The following is a 23226-nucleotide window of genomic DNA, read 5'->3' on the forward strand; positions in this document are numbered from 1 at the left end:
GAATCTGAAAGAGTTGAACATATTTTTAATTGGGTTGTACCCGAAATTTCTCGATTAAAGCTTTCATACCTTATTATGGATTTTTCCGGAATTGTTACTATTGATACATATGTTGCAAGTCAGTTATTTAAAATAAATGATGTTCTTCGGTTGTTGGGAGTAAATATGGTTTTTACTGGTATTCGTACCGATTTAGCAAAAAAATCTATTAGTGCCGGAATCGACTTTTCATCGATTAAGACATATGGATCTGTTTTAAAAGCGATAGAAGTTATAAAATAATAACATATACTTCTAATCAATAATAAAAAGGCTCATTCATTATAAATATTGACTGGTCATTTTATTTATTTTAAGGGATCCATTTGTTCATTTTGAATTAGGAGCAATTTTGTTCAGAGTTTTAATTAAAAATGTTCGTTAAAACCTCCTCAATCATTTCTTGAGGAGGTTTTGTTTTTCACTCCTTTAGTCTTCTTTTATGGATGCTTAGCACCAATTTTGTAAAACGACTAGAAAGACCATAAGCCTTAAAATGTCTTGGAGGAGAATTTCATAATCCCCTGTGGAAATGAGAGTTCGAAATCCTTGTAGGGTATATACATAGTTAAGCCTCTGAAGGGCAGTAGGCACCAGTTCCACAGGAAAGGTGCCTGCGCTCGGTGTGAATTGAAGAACGAGCAGGATGATACAAATAAATCTTCCTGCATTATCACCAGCTGTGACCAGGATTTAAATGGTCGCCATAAACACTAAACTCGTAAAAATAGAAAAGAGATATAAATGAACCAGGTGCAGCGGTTTCAGTCCGACCAATTGAACCAATAAGAAATTGGTAATCAGGAATTTTTAGAGTCTATTACGCGATATGAACTAGCAAAGCGTGAAGCAAAAAGCCTTGAAAAAAGAATGAAAAGGGCACGCTTCCCTTTCGTGAAGTCATTAGATGAGTTTGAACTCAAAGGTCAAAACGTTCTGACTGCCCGTCAGCTAACACAACTCAGAGAGTTAAGCTGGCTGGAGCAACAGTACAACTTAATCCTATTAGGTCCACCTGGCATTGGAAAAACGTATATAGCAATTGGGCTTGGGCTCGAAGCTGTTCACAGAGGATTCAATGTCTATTTCGTCACAATGGGTGAGCTTGTACAGCTCTTAAAGACGGAAGAATATCTGAACAAATCAAAGGTACAACTCAAACGGCTAAGAAGTGCCGATTTAGTCATTATCGACGACTTGATGTATATGGCGATGGATCAGAGAGAAGCAAACCTATTCTTTCATTTGATCAACCATCTATACGAACGAAGTTCGATCATTCTCACCTCAAATAAAAGTCCAGATGAATGGGGTAATTTAATTGGGGATCAAGGCATTACAACGGCCATTTTGGATCGGTTACTTCATCATGTGGAAGTCATTCATGGTGGAGAGAATGAGGAAAGTCATCGTATGAAAAATCGGAAAAGCATATTTTCAGCAGAAGTGTAAAAAGGAAATGAGCAAAAAGTGTAAAATTCGACTTGACGTCTACAATCCGCAATACGTATTCTAAAATGACGGTATTTATTTGCCTGAAATTAACGAGAATTTTTTACCTTTATGGATGGAACAAATAGAAGCATTTCCAATATATTTTTGTGCTGAAATTCCTTCGTATAGGAAAGGAAACTATGAGAAATTGTGTAAAAAACAGGATATTGTATATAAATATCTTAAATCTAATGGGGAAATGGCAATATCAGTTACAGACATTAAAAACATTAATCAACTTCGAAAATTATTAGATGTTTATATTTCAAATTGGCAGTAGTAATGACCTCGTAGTCTGGTCGACAAAAAGGGATTCTTTTCGTGTAGAAGAACGACGATGGCAAGGCAATTGGGAAGGGAAATTCGGGACGCAGTAGTTGTAACAGTAGATGAGGATACAAATGTCTTTTGAATAGGTCATGACGGAGATAGTATCGTTGTTATTTCGAATAGTGAGAAGTTTTCTTCCTATGAAAATATCGGTAAAACCTTCCCATCTTTTGTTAGACCAACAGTATTTGAATATGAAGATATGCTTTCGGCGTACTGAAACGGAGACTAAAAATGAAGAACAATTTAGCATACATCATATATACTAGTGTTTTTATTGGAACTATTATTATGTTGTTTATTGTTTATAAAGATATTAATAATGATTTTGCTTTTGCTTTTATAATTGGATTTCTTATTATCCTTCTTTTATCTTTTATTTATTTCATTGTTTTAGTTTTATATAATATGAGGAAATTGAAATGGTTAGAAATAAGAAAAAGAGTAATTAAATTTGTAATATATTTTATTGTAATTAGTGCCTGTACATATTTACTTAAATATATTTTTCAGCATTCTAAAATTGATATATACGATTTTGGAACGCCGTTGGGAATATCAGTAAGCTTAGCCTTTTTCGACTTGATTTTCTCGAAAGAGGAAAGGGAATCTTAATAAAACAGTTAAAGAACACTTATCATACATTTAATAATTGAAGAATGAGGTAAAACATGAAATATACTTGTCCTTGTTGTGGATATAAAACATTAGACGAAGAACCCCCAGGTACATACTTTATTTGTGATATATGTTGTTGGGAAGACGATGGAGTCCAATTCAATGACCCAGATTATGTAGGTGGTGCGAATAGCGTCTCATTTAGGGAAGCACAACAAAATTTTATAATATATGGTGCATGTGATAAGGGCAGCGTTAAACATGTTAGGAAACCAAATCTTAAGGATATCAAAGACCCTTACTGGACACCTATAAGTGATAAAAAATGAAAGGTTATTGATATGGAACAAATACGAACGAGGGGAAAATTAATTCTCATTATAATAACTATTCTAGTTGGGTTTTTTCTATTCGGTATACGACTAACTGGTTATTTTTCAGCCATAAGTGAAAGAGGATTACGTGCAACGGAATGTGGGACGCAGGGTTGTAGTGATTCGGTATTTTATTTGAATTTAGTGTGGACATTCATTTTTATAGACTTTTTGAGGAAGCTGTTGCACTAATAGAAAAAAGATACCCGGCTGGTTGGGGTGAAGCCGCGGCGATGTACACAATTGATGGAAACATCTTAACAAGTGTCACACCCGATATAATAAACGCATCAACTGATTTGTGTATTGAAACGGGAGCAATATTGGAGGCACATAAGTTAGCTACACAAATTACCCATTCTATTTGTGTGGTTAAGGATAATGAAAAAGAGGACTAAAAAATATTAACACCTTGTGGAATATGTCAAGAGAGGCTTTTCTACTGGGGACCGCAAGTGAAAGTTGCAGTTTATAACCCAGAAAGTGATCTTATATACAAAACATTAGATGAAGTTCAGCCTTTCCATTGGTATCAAGCATATAGAAATAGAAGTTAATCTCCTATTTGATTTAATTCATAATCTAGTATTCCAAATTAAACTCAACTCCCATGAAAATAAAAACTAAAAAAAGCATACAAAAATTGACCCAGAAAAACCAGTTTTTAAAAAGAGGCTAGGCCTCATAAAAGCTAGATCTAAAATTGGTAGTACATGGCTTAAAATCAGGTCCTTCTAGTTGGAGTAAAATAAGTACATATCCCTACCCCGTAAATAAAGGGGCAGCCGACCGCCCCTTTTTGATTAAACGCTGTTCTTATTTTCATATAATATTGTACCATACAGAACAGTTTTGTCAGCTTTCAGGACAATTTCGTCCCCTATCTTGTTTATGACCCTATCATAATTGGTTAAATAAGTAGGGTGATGAGATCAAACATCTGGCGGCTTTATTGACCGTCAGCTTTTGATAAAGAAGGGAGCTGCTGTTTTTTTGCTTAAAGAAGCCATTTACCACCGCCCGCTTGATAACTTTGCCTATCTGTCAGGCGAAGACGAAGTCCATATCCGTCTGAAAACAGGCAAAAAAGATATTTCCACTGTTACCCTGCTGCACGGGGATCCTTATGAATTTGAAGACGGAAAATGGATCCATAGTGAAACCGAAATGATAAGATCAGGCACAGATTCCCTTTATGATTATTGGTTTGCCAAAGTAAAACCGGCATACCGGAGAATCCGCTATGGCTTCCAAATCAGCGATGGCACCGAAACGGCCATCTATGGCGAAAGAGGCTATACAGATGAGGTTCCTTCCGATGTGGCCTTCTTATTTACGATTCCATTCCTGCATCCATCCCTGATTTTCCGTGCTCCGGAATGGGTGAAAGATACCGTCTGGTACCAAATCTTCCCTGAGCGTTTTGCGAACGGCGACAAGGAAAATGACCCGGAAGGAACTCTTCCCTGGGGAAGCGATGAGCCCGAGGTGGACAACTTTTTCGGCGGCGACCTTCAGGGAGTCATTGATCACATTCCTTATTTAAAAGATCTCGGTATCAGCGGCATCTATTTTACTCCAATTTTTAAAGCTTATTCGAACCATAAATACGACACGATTGATTATCTGGAAATTGATCCTTCCTTCGGTACAAAAGAAACGCTTAGAAAGCTGATTGACGTTTGCCATGAAAACGGGATTAAGGTCATGTTGGATGCCGTCTTCAACCATAGCGGCTTTTATTTTCCACAGTTCCAGGATGTCTTTAAAAATGGTGAGAAATCAAAATACAAGGACTGGTTCCATCTGTGGGAGTTTCCGATTAAAACGGAACCGCGCCCCAATTATGATACTTTCGGATTTTTTCCCGAGATGCCAAAGCTCAATACTGATAACACTGAGGTAGCAGATTATTTAATCAAGGTCGGAAAATACTGGCTCCAGGAGTTTGATATTGATGGATGGAGGCTGGATGTTGCGAATGAGGTTGACCCTAAATTCTGGCTTCGTTTTAATTCCGAATTGAAAAAGATTAAACCAGATCTTTATATCCTCGGGGAGATTTGGCATGATTCGATGCCATGGCTGCGTGGCGACCAGTTTGATGCCGTTATGAACTATCCATTTACCTCCAATGTGCTTGACCTTTTTGCCAAAGGGGAGATTACATTGAAGGAATTTGTGGAAGGCATCACCGCCGTTCTGCATATGTATCCCAAACCAGTGAATGAAGTCGCCTTCAATCTAATTGGAAGCCATGACACTCCAAGAGTTCTGACTGTGTGCGGAGGGAACAAGGAAAAGCTGAAACAGATTTTCACCCTCATGCTGACCTTTCCAGGGTCGCCGTGTATTTATTATGGTGATGAAATTGGCATGGATGGCGGGCCAGACCCCGGCTGCCGTAAATGCATGGTTTGGGAGGAAGGCCAGCAGGACAGGGAATTGTTCAGCCATGTAAAAAAATTGCTATCCTTAAGGAAGGAGCTTCCTGTCCTCGCCAATGATTCGGATACCTTCCTCATGGAGCCTGAAGATGGGGGGAACTGCCTTGCCTACAAAAGGACGGATGGAACAAGGGCTGTTCTTGTTGTACTGAATGCATCTGACAAAGCTGAAAAATACAGCCTTCCATCAGAATTTGCCGGGCGAACAGGCACCGACCTGCTGAACGGAAAAAGCTCTTCCGGCACCTCCCTTGCCCTTGATGCATATGGATTTTCTATAATTGAGTATTAAGTTAAAAAAGCCAGCCCGCGGGTTCAACAAAAAGTGGTGTTTTTACACTAAGTGAAGGTGAAAATATGGGAAGAATTTCAATTTTTATATCAGCTGTTTTATCTCTTACAGTATCAATATTGAACTTAACAGACCACAGATATATCTATGGCTCTTACTCAAAAAAGTAAAAATTTAATTAGGTCCAGTTTATGAAATTGTGTTTGCTCCTGACCATTATTAAGCTTTCGGGGCAGGTTAGCTTAAGAAGGAATGGAAATTTTGTGATTGTGTTATTGAAATATTATTAAAACTCATTAGGTTTTTGGAGGATTAGTTTTTGAAACACTTTTTACGATTCTTTTTAATGTTCTTAGTTTTTTTAATTTGGTTGTAAACCTACTGTTTAAATATAATTGATATATCAACATTTGTGGCGGGACCGTGTGGGAATCGAACCCACCAGAGACGACACGCGCCTCTCACGCGGTTTTGAAGACCGAGGAGCGCACCAGCTACCCTTCCAGCCCCATACAAAGTATCAGTATACCAGTGCTTTTCTAGTTAATCAAATAAATGAAAGAGGAAGTTTATAACACCAGTTTTCGGCATGATATGTCATTTAGTATTAAATTTCTTCATGAATAAGAAGCCATTAACCTGTCTATTACTCTTGTAAATGCTTACTCTCCGCGGCTATAATAGATTATACATTGAAAATAAAACAGGGGTGAACACAGTGCTGGGTGGCTGGTTTTTATGGTTTATCCTTTTTTGGGTCGTGTTTTTAGTCGGCATGTTTGCAATTGGCGGATTTTTTATGTTCCGTAAATTCTTGAAGCGGCTTCCAAAGGAAGATGGACGTTCGATATTGGATTGGGAAGAACATTATGTGAAGCAGACGCGAAGTCTCTGGAAGAAGCCGGAGAAGGAGCTGCTTGAGGATCTAGTAAGTCCTGTACCGGAGTTGTTCCGGGACGTGGCCCGGCAGAAAATTGCAGGGAAGATCGGGGAGCTTGCTATAGAAGAAAAGGCACCGCGCATTACGGAAGACCTGATCATTAGAGGTTACATAATGGCAACACCAAAACGAGACCATAAATTTTTATTGAAAAAATTAAATCAGAGACAGGTGGATGTGGCTCCATATCAGCATCTGTTTCAGTAAGGGGCATTCGATTAGGATGCTTCTTTTTGTTGAATGAAATAGAACCCAGGATGAGTGAAAGGCTTATGTGGAACCAGGTCCGGAAACTTCCGTAAAAAAGAATGTATAAAAACCTGAGTGCTAAATTAACCCAGGCTTCGCCGCTTTTTGTCTTATTTATTCTTATGAGTACTTCATGATTCCCTGGAGATAAACAGAATATTCTCTGGGGATGCATTCTCTTAATTTAATTTTTCCTTCACTTTCTAATTCCTTAGCCAGGTCTTTAATCATGTTTTCTTCGTTTACAGAAGAAATTGGTATCTCTATTTCAAAAAAGTTACCTCGATTAACGGACTGCATGATCTTGATTAGTTTCGTTTTATCCACCTGAGTCAACTCCTTATATGTTAGTTTTCGACACTTATCCTTTTTTCTCCTTTGTTCAAACAATTAAATATTTAGAATAGGTAAAGTTTCAATGTTGATTGGAGATATAGATAAAAAACATTTAAATTTTTTTTATTGGAATATCGCTTGCAATTATCTTCAGAGCATGTTATTCTAAGTAAGAATTATTTTTGTTCGGTGTAAAGGATTGTATAAGTTACCGACTTTTCGTCTTGATGATCACTATGCAAGGATAGTAACACATTGTGCGTTCAACGCACTAGGAGGCAACAAAAATGGAACAAGGTACAGTAAAATGGTTTAACGCAGAAAAAGGTTTTGGATTTATCGAACGTGAAGGTGGAGACGACGTATTCGTACATTTCTCTGCAATCCAAAGCGACGGTTTCAGATCACTAGACGAAGGTCAAAAAGTAACTTTTGACGTTGAGCAAGGTCCTCGTGGAGCTCAAGCAGCTAACGTTCAAAAAGCGTAATATACTGTAAGTTAAAACAGATCCTTTCAGGGTCTGTTTTTTTTGTGTGCTAAAAAAAGAAGTACAAAAACCCGCTAACGCCCGCTAGCAGGTTTTCTGTGCGAAATCCTAATCCATTTTTAAAATTAGATGGCGATAAAATATCCGCTGCCTTTTTGGAATCTTATTCGCAAATTGTTTTCTCCAACCATTTTGACGCTTTTTTCCTGATTGTCCGTAGATGCTTTAACTTCTCTTCCTTTATAGCTTTTATCTTTTTTGAAATATATGGTGCCGTTCATTTCCCAATCCTTAATGCATAAATACTTCAAGATAAGCAGCTCCTTAGATGTTATTTTCTTTAAATCCTTTTTTATAGAAGTTCGTAAGTTTTAAGGGTTTGTTCACTTAACGAGATAGAAGAGGATTTTTGTTTTAGATGGGCAAAGGGGGAATATGGTGCGGAGTTAAGACGGAGATCTAACAGGGTATCTAGATCTTTAACAATTCAGCCGCTTGGCCTTCAGTAATGCCCATGATTAAACTTAATTCTTCAATCAGTATGAGACTGGCTTTATCCAACATGTGTTTTTCATTAGAGCTCAGCTTTTTTTCGTTTTGCATTCTCCTTAAATCACGGACAACCTCAGCACCCTCTTGGAGACTTCCTGTTTTCATCTTATCGGAGTTGATCTTATAACGCTGTTTCCAGGTTAATGATGGATCCGATTCACCATGATGGAATATATCCAATACAAGGTCCATGGAAAGGGCATCGGCTACCAAGCGTATTCGGGAATTGCCCTGATCAATCGGGATAAGTAATTGCATGTTATGCATGGGAAGTTGAATCTCGTAGTATTTACGGGTTACTCCTTGAATTTCTTTCTCTTCAATTCCTCTAATGACCCCAGCACCATGCATTGGATACATAATGTTATCTCCAATTTCAAACATTTACCCACCTCCATGTATCTAATCTTAATCATATCACGGAGTGTGTGTATAATCAAATTTTCTATATTATCATTATTAATTGGTTGATGTCAATAATTAAGGGATGAAAATTAAATAAAAGATTATTTTCTGATGGACACTTGGTTTGATCATTGACCTATATGTTTTGCCAGCAAATTTACCCCCTCCATGCAAAAGTCCGGGGGTATAATATCTCTCACACAAAAATATAATATCGTACTTTAATTTTTGTTTTCACGGATCAAGATTAAGCTGAATCTAAAAGGAGATCGATGAATAGTGCGAATTAAATTCTGGTTTCCGGCAGCTTTGGCGGCGATTCCAGCCGTATTGATTGTGCTTGTCTATTTCTATGGTAACCTGATTACCAAGATGGAAAGTAAGAAAATTGCAAGGGATTATCTTGAAGATCATTATCCTGGACAGCCGTTTATTGTAACTAATGTTGCTTATTATCCCGGGGAAGAAATATATATCGTCCATATTATTTCAAAAGACGGCTCGGTCAAGGCTCATCTGGATGTTAGAAAAGGGAAGGTGGTCAATGACGGTCTGCTGGAGTATAAAACAAATTAAAAGCATGTAGCAGCCAGCTGTGCCCCCCGCCTAAGGAATAACTGAATAATCCGAAGTCTCCTGTGGAAATCCGAGGATGAAGAAGGGGATGATCCCTGTGAAGTTCAATTTATTATTCCATAAAAATTCATTTGTTGAAGTGTATCTTGTGAAAAAGGAAGATGAGCTCTTTACCTGCGGCACAAAATTGTGGAAAGGGAAAAAGCTTTCTGTCAGTGTGGGGGATGATGCAGAAAGTGTGTTTAATAAAAGCCTGCATCATTTATTTATAGAAGAGGAAATTGGGTAAGAAGCAAATACTCTTTCTTCCATTATTACACATCTTCTTTGGGTAAATATTGAGGAACTGTAAAATGATAAGGATATAAATTGTAAATGAAGCGAGGAGTTTTATGAAAAAGGCTGCAATGGCTTTCTTATGTTTTCTTATCATAGTTCTTCCATCACAAGCTTTTGCCCAAAGAAAAGTACCCATTTTAATTTATCATTCAATCGATGAGTTTAAGGGAAAGGGATCTAGGGAGCTATATGTAACACCGAAAAATTTCGAGAATCAAATGATTTATTTGCGAGAACATGGCTATACCTTATTGACCTTTGAACGGTGGCAGGACATTAATAAAATAAACAAACCTATTTTCATTACTTTTGATGACGGTTACAAAAACAATTTACATGCATTTGAAATCTTTCAAAAACTGAAAAAACCACATTTTCAGCCAACGGGTACCTTCTTTGTTATTTCAGATTTTATTGGTCGTTCCAACCGACTATCGAAGTCCGATTTGAAAATGCTGGCAGATACAGGCATTATTTCAATCCAGTCTCATTCGGCCACACATCCTGATTTGACGAAATTAAATCGATACGATTATGAACTTAGAGAGTCCAAAGATAAAATACAAAAAATAACGGGCAAATCAGTAATTGCTCTTGCGTACCCTTACGGAATTACTGATAAGAAGGTCATAGATGAAACGAAAAAATCCTATTTGTTTGGACTTACGACAACCCCTGGTCCATTTTATCAGAAGGGCAGTAAAGATGAGCTGTATCTTTTGCCTCGAATCTATATCAAATATTCAACAACAATTGGGGAGTTTGCAAAATTAATCGAGGGCGAATAAAGCCATTTAATACACAAAGGGAACAAGGGGAGGTACAACGCCCTTGTTCCCTTTGTGGTGTTTTAGGTTCAAACAATTAGCAAAAGCATTAAGGAAAAATTAAATAGAAAATTATATTATGTGTGCTCTATCAGATTTTCTTAAGCAAGGAGGAGTAAAGGACTCTAATCTTCGCCTCTCCTGATTGAATAAAAGGGTATAAAGCCTATGTTAAGGAAGCATTCAGAAAGAATGCTTCTTCTTTGTTCTAGTATAATAATACTAATTTCATTAAACATCATGTTTCAGAAATGTAAAAAAGTACTAATAAGGATATCATAGATATGTACTCCTATAGGAAATGAGGTATATATATGAAGGTGAAAGACAGCCAGCTGGAAAACGTAGTAAAAGAGCATCGGAAGGCAGTCCATGCGGTTGATCCGGTATTTTTAAATCGATGGTCTCCCCGTGCTTTTTCGGACCAAAAGGTAACTGATGAAGATGTGAATAGCATTTTGGAGGCTGCACACTGGGCTCCTTCTTCCTTTAATGACCAGCCATGGCGTTTTGTTGTGGCAAAAACAGAAGAACATCTGCAGCTTTTCAATAAATTCTTAAGCCCTTTCAATCGGACTTGGGCAGAAAAGGCACCTGTTCTTGTAATGGTGGCGTCTGATACGAAAAGAGAAAATGGTGATTCAAACACTGCACATGAATTTGATGCAGGAACAGCCTGGGGCCACATGGCCATTCAATCGACTTTGCTTGGCTTAAGTACACATGCCATTGGCGGCTTTGACCGGGAACTTGCGCGTGAAATTCTCAAAGTGCCAGCTGACTTTAAGCTCCACGCTGTCATTGCCATTGGCTATCGCGGCGAAAAAGAATCCTTGAGCGAAAGTTTACAGGAGCGTGAAATACCAAGCAGCCGAAAGCCGTTGGAAGATGTTATTAGTGAGGGGACGTTTTGACAGTACGTTGATAAAATGCCGGGTGACATTTACTTTTGTCATCCGGCATTTTTTTACTCTTCTTTGGAAGATAAGCAAAATGAAAGGTCCATTCTTTCATTGTGCAGTTGATAAGAAAACAAAAGCCCTGGTAACTTTACAGGGCTTTCATATCACATATATATGCCGTTTGTTTTGGATTTAAATGGCTAATGAAACGCGCTGCCATTGTAAATACTTCACCGAGGCAGGGTAATCACAAGAATGATAAGCAGGCCGTCATTAAAAATGTTGCACAGTACGAGATTTATTCAAGGATCGAGAGCTTCCTTTTTGCATATGCGGAGATTTTCTTTCTTAGATTAAAGTTGGCCATAATGAATAAGCTGAATGTTGTTTCTTTCTACTATGTCTTTGATCGCATCACACGTTAAAATGTCAAACTCTTTAAGCCGTGGTGCCGTATAAGAGCTGGCTCTCACTAATTCACTGTCTATAAAAGCAGGATGGCAATTAATTTCAGAGCTTCCTTCCTTAATAGCGGCATTTTCTATTAGGCCAGCTAGGTTCTCTAATGTTGATCCGTCGCCATAAAAATCCCGATATAAAAAATTCGTATGGCGGACAGAACCATATTTTTTATCGTTGGCAGGATTGTTTTCAGCATCTGACTTTCGCAAGGGTACATTGTATTTCCTTGCCAATTTTAACGCAATGGGTAAAATCAGTTCTCTTCCATGAACGTTATGGTGACTATCAAAATGAGTGGGCTTTAATCCGCTCGAAATAAAACGTTGAATCTGAGCTTCCCATTCACGTTCCACTTCATCTTCTTTTACATAGTGAATAAAATCACTTTGTCGATGGAAGGTTCCGTCTTCTCTAACTAAAGATGGGACATCGGTTCTAAGAGGTTTACCACAGGTCAAAACAAGATGTACGCCTACACCTAGGTTTGGATGCGCTTTCGCAATCTCGACTGCATGATCCATCCATGGAGTAGTACAGATCATTGTGGTTGATGTTACAATACCTTGTCTAAAAGATTCAAGAATTCCGTAAGTAACTCCACGAGTGTAGCCAAAGTCATCCGCATTTACAATCAATCTCACTTGTTTCACTGCCTCCTATATTGAAATTCAAGGAAAAAACCTGAAAGTTACAACATCCAACACTTTTCCTTACTCTAAATTTGTTTAGCTATTTTATTTTTTCAAATTGATAAAGATAAGTTATCTATATATTTTGTTTAGCGGAATAAAGATCCTGTGCCTTAATAAAAGGAAGATATATTAAACAGGCTGCAGCTACGTTTACGATTTGTAAAATAGCCCCTGCAATTGATCCGCCCGTTGCTAAATATCCTCCAATGATAACAGGGGTGGTAAAGGGCACTAGTGCGGTCGTATGCGGTACTAATCCCACTGCTGTGGCAAGGTATGATATGGTAACCAGAACCATTGGGGTTAACATATAAGGTATAAACAGTATCGGATTCAAGACAACCGGTATACCGAACATAATAGGTTCATTAATATTAAATAACGCACCTGGGGCAGCCAATTTTCCGATTCCTCTTAGCTGCTGCTGTCTTGCTGCAATCAGTATTGCAAAAAGTAATCCTAGGCCATTTCCAGTTCCTCCGATGCTGACAAACACATCAAAGAAAGTAGTGGTAGCGATATTTGGAAGATCACCAGCAGAGACACCCTGTTGAAATGCTGCAATATTTTCTTCCAAGTTAGGCAGGTAAACGCTATTTACGATTGGACTTAGAATATTACTGCCATGCAGCCCAAAGAACCATAGAATTGATTTGCTGAATTGAAGAAAGATTACTGCCGGTAAGGAATCTGCAAGTGACTGGAACGGTTTTTGCAAAGTAGAATACAAAAATTCAGAAGAGCTTGTACCTAATCCATGGGCAAAGAAAAATTGAATACTTCCCATTAATACTAATACAACTCCTGCAGGTATTAATGCCATAAATGGTTTTGCAACTGCAGGCGGAACCCCGGCAGGCATCTTAATGACCCAATTCTTTTGGATCAGTTTGCGAAATATTTCTGTAGAAATGACAGCAACAAAAATAGCTACAAATAAACCTTTAGAACCTATCCAGTTTGTCATGATACCAGTACCATCTTCGGTCAAAGGGGATAAAAGTAAGAAAGCACTTAAAGATACAAAACCCGCGGATAACTCATCTACTTCATATTCTTTTGCAAGATTGTAAGCCACGGAAAAAGCTATAAAAATAGCAAATATGGCAAAGGTTGCATTCCAAATGTAATTCCCAAAGTCCTGCCAATTCTCGGAAACATGGTTTTTCATGAAATCTTGGAACCAATCAAACGGAAGATTATTGACTAATACGGCAATAGATCCAATTAAGATAAGAGGCAATGCACTAACGAAACCATCTCGAATGGCAACAAGATGCTTTTGAGATCCTATTCTTCCTGCAATAGGAACCAGGTACTTGTCTAATAAAGCAATTAATTTATCCATATGTCCACCCCTTCTTTTAGTTATGAACCATCTAAACATGATAAAAGATAAATAATTTCTAAATCAGATGAAAGTTTAGTTTAGTCATATATGCACCCCCTTTTATTACATTTTCCAGGATGGTTAAGAATAATGGTTATGTAACCTGCTGCTAAGGCAGCTTAGCATTTAAAAGGACGCCTGACTTACATGGGGTTAGAATTTACTTAGTATGAGCGGGCAAATATCGTTCAACATAGTAAGGAATTTTATGCTGTAACATAGATGTGCAAATAACGAGGGAGGAAACAATTATTTCAAGGAGATTGATTGCTTAAAAATAAATTTATATAATATACTCATTGATTTGAAAAAATATATCCTGTGCTAGCCATTATTATTCATATAAAAGTTTTCATAATTTAAAACTAAAAAAGATAATGATCCCAAAAAAATCCGATAGACTTTATGTCTACCGGATTTTTATTTCTATATTTTCCTATGGTTTACTTCCCTTGCAAATAGGGCTGAGTAATCGTTGGCAGAATGATTTCAATTGTGGTTCCTACGTTTACAATGCTGTCGATCTTAAGCTCGCCGTTATGGCCTTCTATGATCTTATAGCACGTCATCAGACCCAGTCCGGTTCCTTTTTCCTTTGTTGTATAAAACGGTTCGCCCAGGGTAGGGATGCGTTCTTTGGGGATGCCGATTCCTTGGTCAATAATTTGGATAGAGATTTTACCTTCTTCTTTTTTCATTACCTTCACATCGATATTGCCACCTTTCGGCATCGCTTCGATGGAGTTTTGGAGAAGATTAAGCAGGACTTGTTTCATCTGCTTTTCTTCACAGCTCACCATTGGCAGGTGACTGTCAAATTCCACGAATATCTGAACATTGTTCAGCATGGATTGATTATTTATTAAAGTAACAACATCTTTGATTAGTATCTTCACATCTTGTTCTGCAAAGACGGCAGCGGTCGGCTTGGCAAGCACCAGAAATTCACCTACTATGGAGTTAATTCTTTCGAGCTCGGATAATACGATTTCTGTGTATTTTTCCTTGGGATAGCTTGCCTGGAACAACTGTATAAATCCCTTGATAGAGGTGAGGGGATTCCGTATTTCATGAGCGATCCCTGCAGCCATCTGTCCTAAAAGCGCGAGCTTCTCCGATTTTTGGATGATCCGTTCCGTTTCAGCTTTTCTTTCTGTAATATCTTTTCCTATGGTCAGTACGGCTTTTTTTCCTTCGAAAACTATCTCAATGGAGGATGCTTCAAAGATCAGTGAACTTCCATCAAACCGCTTTATCTTGTATTCAATTGTGTGGATGGGCTGCTTTTGTTTCTTGATCTGCTTGTCCCTTTCCATTAAACGGGCATGGTACTCCTGCACGATAAAGTCCTGGAGGCATTTGCCGATTACATCCTTCTTGCCGGAAGCTCCTATAAGGTGAACAGCCGCTTTATTCGCATAAATCACCTTGAAGTCCCGGTGAATATAAACCGTATCCGGAAGTAAATCTAATAATTGCTTGTAGTTTAGTTCATTGTTCTTTGCTTTATTGGCATAATATCTGGCCAGATCATATTGCCAGCCAACCAGCCATGCAATCAAGGTGAAAATTAAAAAATCGAATGTGATAAAAGGCTCTTGATCAACGATTTTTTGATAAACAGTAAACAATACAGAAACCAAGACGAGAATGATTTGTCCTGAAACATTCATAGGGCTTTCCTCATTACATTGATATTTTCTACATCATAGCATAGATTCATAGGGTTTAAAGGAATATTTTGTAGAATTTTTAATAGGGAGTTGTGTTGTTGTAACCTCTGTATGGGGTTATATTTGCATTGGGAATTTAGGCAGGATAACGCGAAGAATGAATGAATCCGCACCAGGCGTTTGTCATTTCCCAGAGAAGAGGATTGATTGTGCGCCCGTGGATATAGACTAGCTGTGTAAAAGGCTTATACAAAACTGACAGGTGGTGCCTGATCTTTATGGAGCCAGAAGTCCAAAAGAAAAAGAGATAAAGTTTCGTAATATCCTGCTTAACCAGAGTACAGATCATCTCTCTCGTCGATTGTATATTTCATACATGTTGTTTTAGTAAATTTCAAAGATTTTGGTCAAATTTTTACTCGCTGGCAGATGCACTTATTTTTGTTGATATGACCCATTATGCAGACGGAAAACAGTGAGTGAGATATTAACCATTTTTTTATAAAAAAGGCTTTTTTGGAGGCTGAACTAAGTAATTGAGATGTAAAATAGGATTTTGCTGCCCTTGAATCATGTTTTTAATAGAGATTTTTACTAAATGTATAGCATGCAGTATGGTCCAGCATGGTTTATGATTATCTTTCTCTGAAATATGCTTATGTTCAGAAGGTTTATGCTTATGTGTTTAGGTTTTACGCTTATGTTTTGAACCTTTATGCTTATCTCACTTTCTCCAATGCTTATGCAGGGTGATTTATGCTGATCCACCTCGATTTATGCTTATCTTACATAGGATATGCTTATTGCAGGGCGGGGGTTTTCTGTCTGTTTTCCTGACTATTTTATGTTTACGATTTATCTATACCTAATAGGCCGCAGCATGTTTAACTCCATAGATTTGTTCTTCAAGGAATGTTCTTATTGCCAAGTCTTCTAGATGATAGCAGCGTCGGATAAGTATGCTTCTGTTTTCAGCTAGAGCCTTCGTCTTCCTTAAACTGTTTAAGAGGTCCAGTTGGTATCAGACAGATCCTGGATCGGTAGTCGGCATATTCTATGGAAGATTAGCTTAAAGCTGTTCACACTACAGAAGCATTTGATGATGGGGGATGCGCTAACCGGTGAAAACAGAAGCATTGGTATGTGAAGCGAACACATTTAAAAAAAGCTGCCGAGACATTTCTCGACAGCCTGATAGACCTAAAAGAGCCGGTTTTTATTCTGTTTATTCATCAGCCTCAATCTTCGATTCCTTCGAAGACTCTGTCATACGCCAGTATACTAGTAGACTTACTGCAATACATGCTGCTACATAGTAGTAAAAGAGAGATTCGTGTCCGATGTTTTTCAGCCAGAGTGCGATGAATTCTGCGGTACCTCCGAATACTGCTACGGTGATGGCATAAGGAAAGCCTACGCCGAGAGCACGGATTTTAGTTGGAAACAATTCTGCTTTTACAATGGCATTGATGGATGTGTAACCAGTCACTATTACAAGCCCAACCATCATGAGCAGGAAAGCTGCCATCGGACTATCGGTTTTTTCCATAAGCATGAAGAGTGGAACAGTCAGAAGCGTCCCGAATATTCCGAAGCCCATAAGCAGCGGACGGCGCCCGATCCGGTCGGAAAGCCCCCCGGCTAGCGGCTGCAGTACAATGAATATAAGCAGGGCCATGAAGTTGATCCAGCTGACCTGCTCTTTTTCAAGGCCGACTGTGTTAACCATGAATTTCTGCAGGTAGGTTGTATACGTATAGAAGGCGACGGTTCCGCCAAGAGTCAGGCCGACTACGGTCAGGACTGCTTTTGGATACTTGACCAGTATTTTAAGCGTCCCTGCGCTTTCGCTGTTGGTAGTTTTCATTTTTTCGAACTGCTCGGATTCGTCCATCGTGCGGCGGAGCCATAAAACGGCTAATGCACCTAGTGCTCCTATGACAAATGGTATTCTCCAGCCCCAGGAATTCATATCTGATTCGCTTAGGATTTGCTGCAGGATAATTTGAACGCCTAGTGCCACCAGCTGGCCGGCTACAAGAGTAACATATTGGAAGCTTGAGTAGAACCCGCGGCGGCCGCTGCTCGCCATTTCGGATAAATAAGTGGCCGATGTCCCATACTCTCCTCCTAATGAAATTCCCTGCAATAGGCGGGCAAGCACCAGGATGATCGGTGCCAATACCCCGATTGATTGATAGCTCGGTGTCAGGGCAATGACCAGTGATCCCGCGGCCATTATGGTGATTGATAGGGTAAGTGCTGCCCGCCTGCCATGCCGGTCAGCATAACGGCCCATTATCAGGCTGCCGATCGGGCGCATGAGGAATCCTACGGCAAAAATGGCTGCTGTATTAAGCAGCTGAGAAGTAGGATCTCCCTTTGGGAAGAATTCTGCCGAAAAATAAACAGCAAAGGCAGAATAGACATACCAGTCGTACCATTCGATCAGGTTACCGACCGACCCCTTGAAGATATTGGCGGTGATCCGCCTTGAGTTTGCTCGTTCTGCGGATGATTTCATACTTGTCCTCCTTATGTATTCTGATGGATGTTTACGCTGCACGGAGATGTGCATGAATGAAAACAGAATTAGAAGATATGAAAGCGTATTCTGTTTAGTTATTATTCTCTCATATTATTTCACTAAAGTGAATTTTCAAAACTAGTAAATTTAGATAGGTTTTTTACCATTAACGCAGAATACTAGAAAGGATGCCAAGGAAAGGAGAATGTTAGATGTCACAAACCACCGAAAAAAAACGGAAGTTTCCAGTTCTGGAGACAGAGCGGTTTATCTTACGAAAGATCATTCCCAGCGATGCACCAGAACTATTTCACTATTTTTCCAAAGATGAAGTTACGAAGTATTATGATCTTGATACGTTAACAAGTATGAACCAAGCGGCAGAGTTAATTATCGGTCTGCAGGAATCGTTCGAGAAAAACGAGGGGATTAGATGGGGGGTTGCTTTAAAGGAAACAGATAAAATAATAGGAAGCGCCGGGTACCATAGCTGGGAAAAGTCACATTTCAAAGCAGAGCTTGGTTTTGAAGTTACTCCAGAATATTGGCGGAAGGGAGTCATGACCGAGATTCTTCCAGCTGTTATTTCTTACGCCTTTCATCAAATGGGCCTAAACCGGATTGAAGCAAGGTACCACCCAGGGAACATTGCGTCAAAAGGCACATTGCGGAAACAGGGATTTACGATTGAAGGAGTGTCTAGAGAATCGTCTTTTGAAAAAGGGAGATTTTGCGATGCAGTGGTTTGCTCTTTGTTAAAAAAGGATTTATATAAATAGTCACTATGGACCTTTTTACAAGGTTCTTTTTTAATGAGTTCCAGAGACAGCCATTTTTAGAAATAGAAATGTCGAATGATTTGGAACGTGCGTTCGTGATTAATACTGTGAAAACAATATCTATTTGATATAATAGGTGTTAAACGAAAATTGTGATGGATAAACCACAGTACGGGGTGAAGATAGTGAAATTTATACATACTGCCGATTGGCATTTAGGAAAGATTGTGCACGGCATTCATATGACTGAAGAGCAGCGGGAAATGTTAGTCCAGTTTGTTCAGCTGGTGGAGGAGGAACAGCCGGATGCGGTCATTATTGCCGGGGACTTATATGACCGCTCCGTTCCTCCGACTGAAGCTGTGGAACTTCTGGATGAAATTCTTTTTAAAATTAATGTAGAGATGAAAATCCCGGTAGTGGCGATTGCAGGGAACCATGACAGTGCAGAGCGTCTTTCCTTTGGGACGAGCTGGTATAAGCAGAGCCGGCTATTCATTCAGGGGAAGCTGTCTGCAGATTTTACGCCTGTTCAGATTGGTGGGGTAAATTTTTACAGTATTCCATATGCAGAGCCGGGAACGGTCCGCTACCTGCTGGATGACAGCAGCATCCATTCCCATCAGGATGCAATGAAGGCTTTGGTTGGAAAAATTGAAGAAAAATTAAATCCAAATGAGCCAAATGTGCTGGTTGGACATGCATTTGTCCTTGGCGGTAAAACCTCTGACTCAGAGCGGAGCTTATCTGTCGGCGGTTCGGGCTGTGTGTCTGCCGATCTTTTTGACTGCTTCCATTATACAGCCATGGGCCACCTCCACAGTCCTGATGCTATTAAACATCCAAAAGTATATTATTCGGGATCGCTGATGAAATATTCATTTTCTGAGGCTAAGCAGAAGAAGGCTGTGTCCGTTATCGAAATGAAAGAAGATGGAACGTTTGAATTGCAATGCCGTTCCCTTAAGCCGCGCAATGATATGAGGGAATTATCCGGATACCTCGAAGAACTGCTGGATCCCTCATTCTATCAGTCTCAAAGAATCCAGGATTATATAAAAGTCACTCTGCTTGATGAGGGAACGATCCTTGACCCAATGGGCAAGCTGCGCCAGGTATATCCCAATATCCTGCACCTTGAGCGAAAATGGGATTTCACTGATTTGAAGCGGAAACAATCTTATTCGGCACAGAGAGACGAGAAGAAGTCTGAGCTGGATTTATTCCAGACATTTTATTCAAATATGACAGACCGAAGCTTTGACGATTCAAAACTTGCTGTCATGACTTCGGTCATTGAAAAGACAAAAAGGGAGGGTGATTTCTGATGAGACCGCTGAGGATCACCATGCAGGCATTCGGTCCATATGCACAAAAGGAAGAGATTGATTTTTCCTCTCTTGGCAGCCGGACTATGTTTGTTATCTCAGGGAAAACAGGATCAGGCAAAACCACCATTTTTGATGGACTGAGCTTTGCCATTTATGGAAAGGCAAGCGGCGAAGACAGAAGCGGCCAGGAATTAAGAAGCCAATTTGCCGATGAAGACTCTCTTACAGAAGTTTCTTTAGAATTCTCGTTAAGAGGAAAAGTGTATTACATACACCGCTCACCCCAGCAGGAACGTAAGAAGAAGTCTGGTGAAGGAACCACGACTGTAACGGCAAAGGCTGAGCTTTATGAGGTCAATGAAGACGGCGAAAGAGTACTAATAGGTGCCAATGTACGTGAAGTAGATGAGAAAATCAAACAAATCATCGGTCTTGATGCTAACCAGTTCCGACAAATCCTTATGATTCCTCAAGGCGAGTTCAGAAAGCTGCTTACCTCCGAAAGTAAAGATAAGGAAGTGATCCTGCAGCGTTTATTCCATACAGAAATCTATAAAAGGATAGAAGAAAAGCTGAAAGAAGAAGCAACTCTTTTAAAAAAGCAGGCCGATGCCAATAAAAATGAACGAAAAGCTTTAATAAAAGACATCCAGGCAGGGGAATATGAAGAACTTCAATCTGAAATGAATCTGGATGATCCAAACGAGATACGGATTCTTTCCTTATTGGAAGAGCTAAACAGGGCACTGAAAGATAAAAGCAGGAGCCTGGAACTTGAAGAGAAGCAAAAGCAGCAGACAAGGGATCACATTCAGCAGAAAATATATCAGGCCGAAGAATTGATATCAAAGCTGAAGGAACGTGACAGACTTAAGCAGAACAAGGAAGAGCTCGAAGCGAAAAAAAGTGAAATTGACTCCGTAAAAAAAAGTCTGCTTCTTGCTGCAAAAGCTGCACAGCTTGAAAAACAGGAAGAGTTTTATCTAAAAGTAGGCAGGCAGGTAAAAAGCACGGAGGAAGAAGCAGCTAATCTATCAATTGAAGCTGAACAGCTGAAGCTGAAAGTCCAAAAAGCAGAAGAGAGATATCAGCAGGAGCTTGGAAAGAAAGAGCAGCGTGAACAAGCGTCAGCTGAGGTTCACCGCCTTAAGAGTCTTCGTGAATCAGTGTCTGTTTTCTCCGGTCTTCAGAAAGAAACAGAACAGCTTCATCAAAAGCTCAAATTGGCTAAAGATCATAAACAAAAGGCTGAGAGCAGGGCTGTTTTCCTGGAGAAAGAAGAAGAGAAGCTGTACTTGCAGAAAGAAGAAAGTGACGCAGCGGCCTTGAAGTTTTCAGAGCAGGAAAGAGCACTTGAGACTGTAAAACGAATGCTTACAGATCTTGACCGGATCAAAAAGAGCCAGAGTGAGCTGATGAATGATGAAAAGCTTTATGTATTAAAGAAAACCAATCTGGAACAAAAAGAACGGGAGTTAGAACATGTAAGGGAAACTCTCAATCAGCTTGAAAATAAGTGGAGACATTCGCATGCTGGAATTCTTGCCTCTCTTTTAGTGGAAGGAGAACCATGCGCTGTCTGCGGTTCTACCTCCCATCCCGCTCCTGCGGCTGCCCTTGGGGATATGCCGACTGAAGACGAGCTGAATGCGAAAAGGGAACTGCTGTCTTCCGCCGAAAAAGCGAAGAGTGTGGCCGAAACAGGATATTATCAGGCTAAGTCTGGATTTGAAGGAGCCAGGAGGCTGCTCGAAGATCGAGTAAGCAGCATAAAGGAAATACTCCACGACTTCCAGCTCGGGGACTTACCGCTCCATACTGCTGATTTTCAGCATCAGCTCACCTCGCTTGCAGAAGAGCTTGAGTTCCTGGGCAAAAAGAAGAGCCAGCAGCCTGTTATAACAGCGGAGTTAGGAAAGATAAAGGGAGAAAAGAATAATATAAGAGAAAAAATTAAAATGTTTGCTGGAGAAGAGGAAGCGGCAGGCAGGGACTATGCAGAAGCCAGTTCAAGGCTTTTGAGTATACAGGAATCACTGCCTGAAGAGCTGCGATCTATGAGTGCGTATGAATCGGCACTAAAACTGGCAGCTTCATTACAGCAAAAACTGCAAGATGAGCTCGAGAAATCGCAGCAGGAACTGCAGAAAGCCAGTCGGCAGGAATCCAATATTCAAGCCCTTAGGGAGTCTGCTGACAAACGGCTTGCAGAGCTAAAGGCAGAGCTGGAGCAGGAACGTTCCCGCTTTGTGGCAGATATGCAGGACCAGGGATTTGAGAAGTATGGTGACTACAGAGGAGCTAAAAAAACGGAGCAGCAAGTTACCTCACTTGAAGCTGCAATTGCTGAGTATGAGAAGGATTACAACAGAGTGAAAGAGCTGTTTCATGACTTGGAGCTGAAGCTGAAAGGCCTGGAAAAACCTGACCTGGACGCTCTTAAACAAGCATTTGCAGCCATAAACAGTGAGCTTGAGCAGCATAGGGCCGAAAGCAGAAATGTGATCGTCCAGCTCCAGAAAAATCAGCAGATCCATAAAAAGCTTCAGGCAATGCTCGAAGAACAGAAAGACCTCGATGAAAAGTACAAAGTAATCGGTCATTTATATGAAGTATCCCGCGGCCAGAATCCTTTCCGGATTACATTTGAAAGATTTGTTCTAGCGGCTTTCCTTGATGATATCCTGCAGGAAGCGAATCTGCGGCTGACGAAGATGACCAGCGGCAGATATCAGCTGCTTAGGAAAGTGGATCCTACCCGGAGGAATATTCAGAGCGGGCTTGAGCTTTCCGTGTTTGATCAATATACCGGCCAGGAGCGCCATGTTAAGACTCTTTCTGGCGGTGAGAGCTTTAAAGCTGCGCTTGCGCTTGCATTGGGACTTGCCGATGTGGTACAGCAGTATTCAGGCGGGGTTTCGCTGGAGACTATGTTCATTGATGAAGGATTTGGGACACTTGACCCCGAATCATTAGATAACGCGATAGAAGCACTTGTGGATATTCAAAGCAGCGGACGGCTTGTGGGGATCATTTCGCATGTGCCGGAGCTGAAAGAACGGATAGATGCCCGACTTGAGGTAACGGCCACACAGAATGGCAGTTTTACAGAATTTAAGATTATGAATTAAGGGTGAAAAGATTAAAGTAGTGAGGTGATGGTC

General features: G+C 39.9%; 20 protein-coding genes, 1 tRNA gene and 3 pseudogenes. 16 read left to right on the plus strand and 8 right to left on the minus strand.

Annotated elements, in window-relative coordinates; translation table 11 throughout:
* The 7 genes and pseudogenes from CUU66_RS18270 to CUU66_RS25480 form a co-directional block, all read left to right on the plus strand.
* Nucleotides 1-282: STAS domain-containing protein (locus CUU66_RS18270; RefSeq protein ID WP_142383750.1), on the plus strand; the 282-nt coding region annotated here is incomplete at its 5' end.
* A gap of 561 nt (nt 283-843) precedes the next feature.
* A pseudogene (istB, locus tag CUU66_RS18275) lies at nt 844-1491 on the plus strand (IS21-like element helper ATPase IstB); the annotation flags it as partial.
* A gap of 79 nt (nt 1492-1570) precedes the next feature.
* Entirely contained in the window at nt 1571-1813 is a 243-nt protein-coding gene (locus CUU66_RS18280) for a hypothetical protein (RefSeq protein WP_101644843.1), read from the plus strand.
* A 721-nt stretch (nt 1814-2534) separates the two neighbouring features.
* Nucleotides 2535-2810: a CPCC family cysteine-rich protein gene (locus tag CUU66_RS18290; protein ID WP_101644846.1), complete on the plus strand. Its 276-nt coding sequence runs from the start codon at nt 2535-2537 to the stop codon at nt 2808-2810.
* Between the two features lie 197 nt (nt 2811-3007).
* A pseudogene (locus tag CUU66_RS25025) lies at nt 3008-3412 on the plus strand (cytidine deaminase).
* A 436-nt stretch (nt 3413-3848) separates the two neighbouring features.
* Nucleotides 3849-5276: pseudogene (locus CUU66_RS18300) on the plus strand (glycoside hydrolase family 13 protein); the annotation flags it as partial.
* Nucleotides 5277-5378: 102 nt separating this feature from the next.
* The gene (locus CUU66_RS25480) at nt 5379-5594 is read left to right on the plus strand and encodes an alpha-glucosidase C-terminal domain-containing protein (RefSeq protein ID WP_374703011.1); all 216 of its coding nucleotides are present in this window, start codon (nt 5379-5381) and stop codon (nt 5592-5594) included.
* A 413-nt stretch (nt 5595-6007) separates the two neighbouring features.
* On the opposite strand, the gene CUU66_RS18305 is transcribed toward CUU66_RS25480, so the two are convergent.
* Nucleotides 6008-6104 (minus strand) — tRNA-Sec (locus CUU66_RS18305).
* A gap of 208 nt (nt 6105-6312) precedes the next feature.
* Between CUU66_RS18305 and CUU66_RS18310 the strand changes: the two genes are divergently transcribed.
* Complete coding sequence (locus CUU66_RS18310; protein WP_101644850.1) at nt 6313-6741, plus strand: DUF2621 domain-containing protein; 429 nt, start codon at nt 6313-6315, stop codon at nt 6739-6741.
* A 162-nt stretch (nt 6742-6903) separates the two neighbouring features.
* On the opposite strand, the gene CUU66_RS18315 is transcribed toward CUU66_RS18310, so the two are convergent.
* A complete protein-coding gene (locus CUU66_RS18315) occupies nt 6904-7110 on the minus strand; it encodes a hypothetical protein (protein ID WP_101644852.1) in 207 nt (68 codons plus the stop codon).
* 296 nt (nt 7111-7406) lie between these two features.
* Between CUU66_RS18315 and CUU66_RS18320 the strand changes: the two genes are divergently transcribed.
* The gene (locus CUU66_RS18320) at nt 7407-7607 is read left to right on the plus strand and encodes a cold-shock protein (RefSeq protein WP_101644854.1); all 201 of its coding nucleotides are present in this window, start codon (nt 7407-7409) and stop codon (nt 7605-7607) included.
* 125 nt (nt 7608-7732) lie between these two features.
* On the opposite strand, the gene CUU66_RS18325 is transcribed toward CUU66_RS18320, so the two are convergent.
* Both CUU66_RS18325 and CUU66_RS18330 read right to left on the minus strand, forming a co-directional pair.
* On the minus strand, nt 7733-7918 hold the full coding sequence (locus CUU66_RS18325) for a hypothetical protein (protein ID WP_101644856.1): 186 nt from the start codon (nt 7916-7918) through the stop codon (nt 7733-7735).
* A 160-nt stretch (nt 7919-8078) separates the two neighbouring features.
* Nucleotides 8079-8543 (minus strand): CarD family transcriptional regulator, encoded by a 465-nt coding sequence (locus CUU66_RS18330; RefSeq protein ID WP_101644857.1) that lies wholly within the window; start codon nt 8541-8543, stop codon nt 8079-8081.
* 300 nt (nt 8544-8843) lie between these two features.
* Between CUU66_RS18330 and CUU66_RS18335 the strand changes: the two genes are divergently transcribed.
* The 4 genes from CUU66_RS18335 (at nt 8844) to CUU66_RS18350 (ending at nt 11220) form a co-directional block, all read left to right on the plus strand.
* Nucleotides 8844-9140 carry a YfjL-like protein gene (locus tag CUU66_RS18335; RefSeq protein ID WP_101644858.1) on the plus strand — a complete coding sequence of 99 codons (297 nt, stop codon included), beginning with the start codon at nt 8844-8846 and terminating at the stop codon, nt 9138-9140.
* Nucleotides 9141-9237: 97 nt separating this feature from the next.
* Entirely contained in the window at nt 9238-9429 is a 192-nt protein-coding gene (locus CUU66_RS18340; protein WP_142383751.1) for a hypothetical protein, read from the plus strand.
* A gap of 103 nt (nt 9430-9532) precedes the next feature.
* Complete coding sequence (locus tag CUU66_RS18345) at nt 9533-10267, plus strand: polysaccharide deacetylase family protein (RefSeq protein ID WP_101644860.1); 735 nt, start codon at nt 9533-9535, stop codon at nt 10265-10267.
* 353 nt (nt 10268-10620) lie between these two features.
* Nucleotides 10621-11220, plus strand: a complete 600-nt coding sequence (locus CUU66_RS18350) for a nitroreductase family protein (protein WP_101644861.1) — start codon at nt 10621-10623, stop codon at nt 11218-11220.
* Between the two features lie 341 nt (nt 11221-11561).
* On the opposite strand, the gene chbG is transcribed toward CUU66_RS18350, so the two are convergent.
* From chbG to CUU66_RS18370, 4 genes are all read right to left on the minus strand, one after another.
* The gene (gene chbG / locus CUU66_RS18355; RefSeq protein WP_101644862.1) at nt 11562-12311 is read right to left on the minus strand and encodes a chitin disaccharide deacetylase; all 750 of its coding nucleotides are present in this window, start codon (nt 12309-12311) and stop codon (nt 11562-11564) included.
* Between the two features lie 124 nt (nt 12312-12435).
* Entirely contained in the window at nt 12436-13710 is a 1275-nt protein-coding gene (celB, locus tag CUU66_RS18360) for a PTS cellobiose transporter subunit IIC (RefSeq protein ID WP_101644863.1), read from the minus strand.
* Nucleotides 13711-14195: 485 nt separating this feature from the next.
* Nucleotides 14196-15425: an ATP-binding protein gene (locus CUU66_RS18365; RefSeq protein ID WP_101644864.1), complete on the minus strand. Its 1230-nt coding sequence runs from the start codon at nt 15423-15425 to the stop codon at nt 14196-14198.
* Nucleotides 15426-16650: 1225 nt separating this feature from the next.
* A complete protein-coding gene (locus CUU66_RS18370; RefSeq protein WP_101644865.1) occupies nt 16651-17949 on the minus strand; it encodes an MFS transporter in 1299 nt (432 codons plus the stop codon).
* Nucleotides 17950-18164: 215 nt separating this feature from the next.
* Between CUU66_RS18370 and CUU66_RS18375 the strand changes: the two genes are divergently transcribed.
* The 3 genes from CUU66_RS18375 (at nt 18165) to CUU66_RS18385 (ending at nt 23193) form a co-directional block, all read left to right on the plus strand.
* Entirely contained in the window at nt 18165-18731 is a 567-nt protein-coding gene (locus CUU66_RS18375) for a GNAT family N-acetyltransferase (protein WP_101644866.1), read from the plus strand.
* Nucleotides 18732-18916: 185 nt separating this feature from the next.
* A complete protein-coding gene (locus CUU66_RS18380) occupies nt 18917-20059 on the plus strand; it encodes an exonuclease SbcCD subunit D (RefSeq protein WP_101644867.1) in 1143 nt (380 codons plus the stop codon).
* Nucleotides 20059-23193 carry an AAA family ATPase gene (locus tag CUU66_RS18385; protein ID WP_101644868.1) on the plus strand — a complete coding sequence of 1045 codons (3135 nt, stop codon included), beginning with the start codon at nt 20059-20061 and terminating at the stop codon, nt 23191-23193. Before CUU66_RS18380 ends, CUU66_RS18385 begins: the two co-directional genes overlap by 1 nt.
* The last annotated feature ends 33 nt before the right edge of the window (nt 23194-23226 follow it).

This window comes from Peribacillus deserti, from assembly GCF_002863585.1.
In the GTDB taxonomy this organism is placed as follows: domain Bacteria; phylum Bacillota; class Bacilli; order Bacillales; family DSM-1321; genus Paraperibacillus; species Paraperibacillus deserti_A.

Excerpts from the sequence above, each read along its gene's own strand:
- CUU66_RS18290 (WP_101644846.1), top strand. The coding sequence starts at position 2,535 with ATGAAATATACTTGTCCTTGTTGTGGATATAAAACATTAGACGAAGAA.
- CUU66_RS25480 (WP_374703011.1), top strand. The coding sequence starts at position 5,379 with ATGGAGCCTGAAGATGGGGGGAACTGCCTTGCCTACAAAAGGACGGAT.
- CUU66_RS18320 (WP_101644854.1), top strand. The coding sequence starts at position 7,407 with ATGGAACAAGGTACAGTAAAATGGTTTAACGCAGAAAAAGGTTTTGGA.
- CUU66_RS18330 (WP_101644857.1), bottom strand. The coding sequence starts at position 8,543 with ATGTTTGAAATTGGAGATAACATTATGTATCCAATGCATGGTGCTGGG.
- CUU66_RS18345 (WP_101644860.1), top strand. The coding sequence starts at position 9,533 with ATGAAAAAGGCTGCAATGGCTTTCTTATGTTTTCTTATCATAGTTCTT.
- CUU66_RS18350 (WP_101644861.1), top strand. The coding sequence starts at position 10,621 with ATGAAGGTGAAAGACAGCCAGCTGGAAAACGTAGTAAAAGAGCATCGG.
- celB (WP_101644863.1), bottom strand. The coding sequence starts at position 13,710 with ATGGATAAATTAATTGCTTTATTAGACAAGTACCTGGTTCCTATTGCA.
- CUU66_RS18365 (WP_101644864.1), bottom strand. The coding sequence starts at position 15,425 with ATGAATGTTTCAGGACAAATCATTCTCGTCTTGGTTTCTGTATTGTTT.
- CUU66_RS18370 (WP_101644865.1), bottom strand. The coding sequence starts at position 17,949 with ATGAAATCATCCGCAGAACGAGCAAACTCAAGGCGGATCACCGCCAAT.
- CUU66_RS18375 (WP_101644866.1), top strand. The coding sequence starts at position 18,165 with ATGTCACAAACCACCGAAAAAAAACGGAAGTTTCCAGTTCTGGAGACA.
- CUU66_RS18385 (WP_101644868.1), top strand. The coding sequence starts at position 20,059 with ATGAGACCGCTGAGGATCACCATGCAGGCATTCGGTCCATATGCACAA.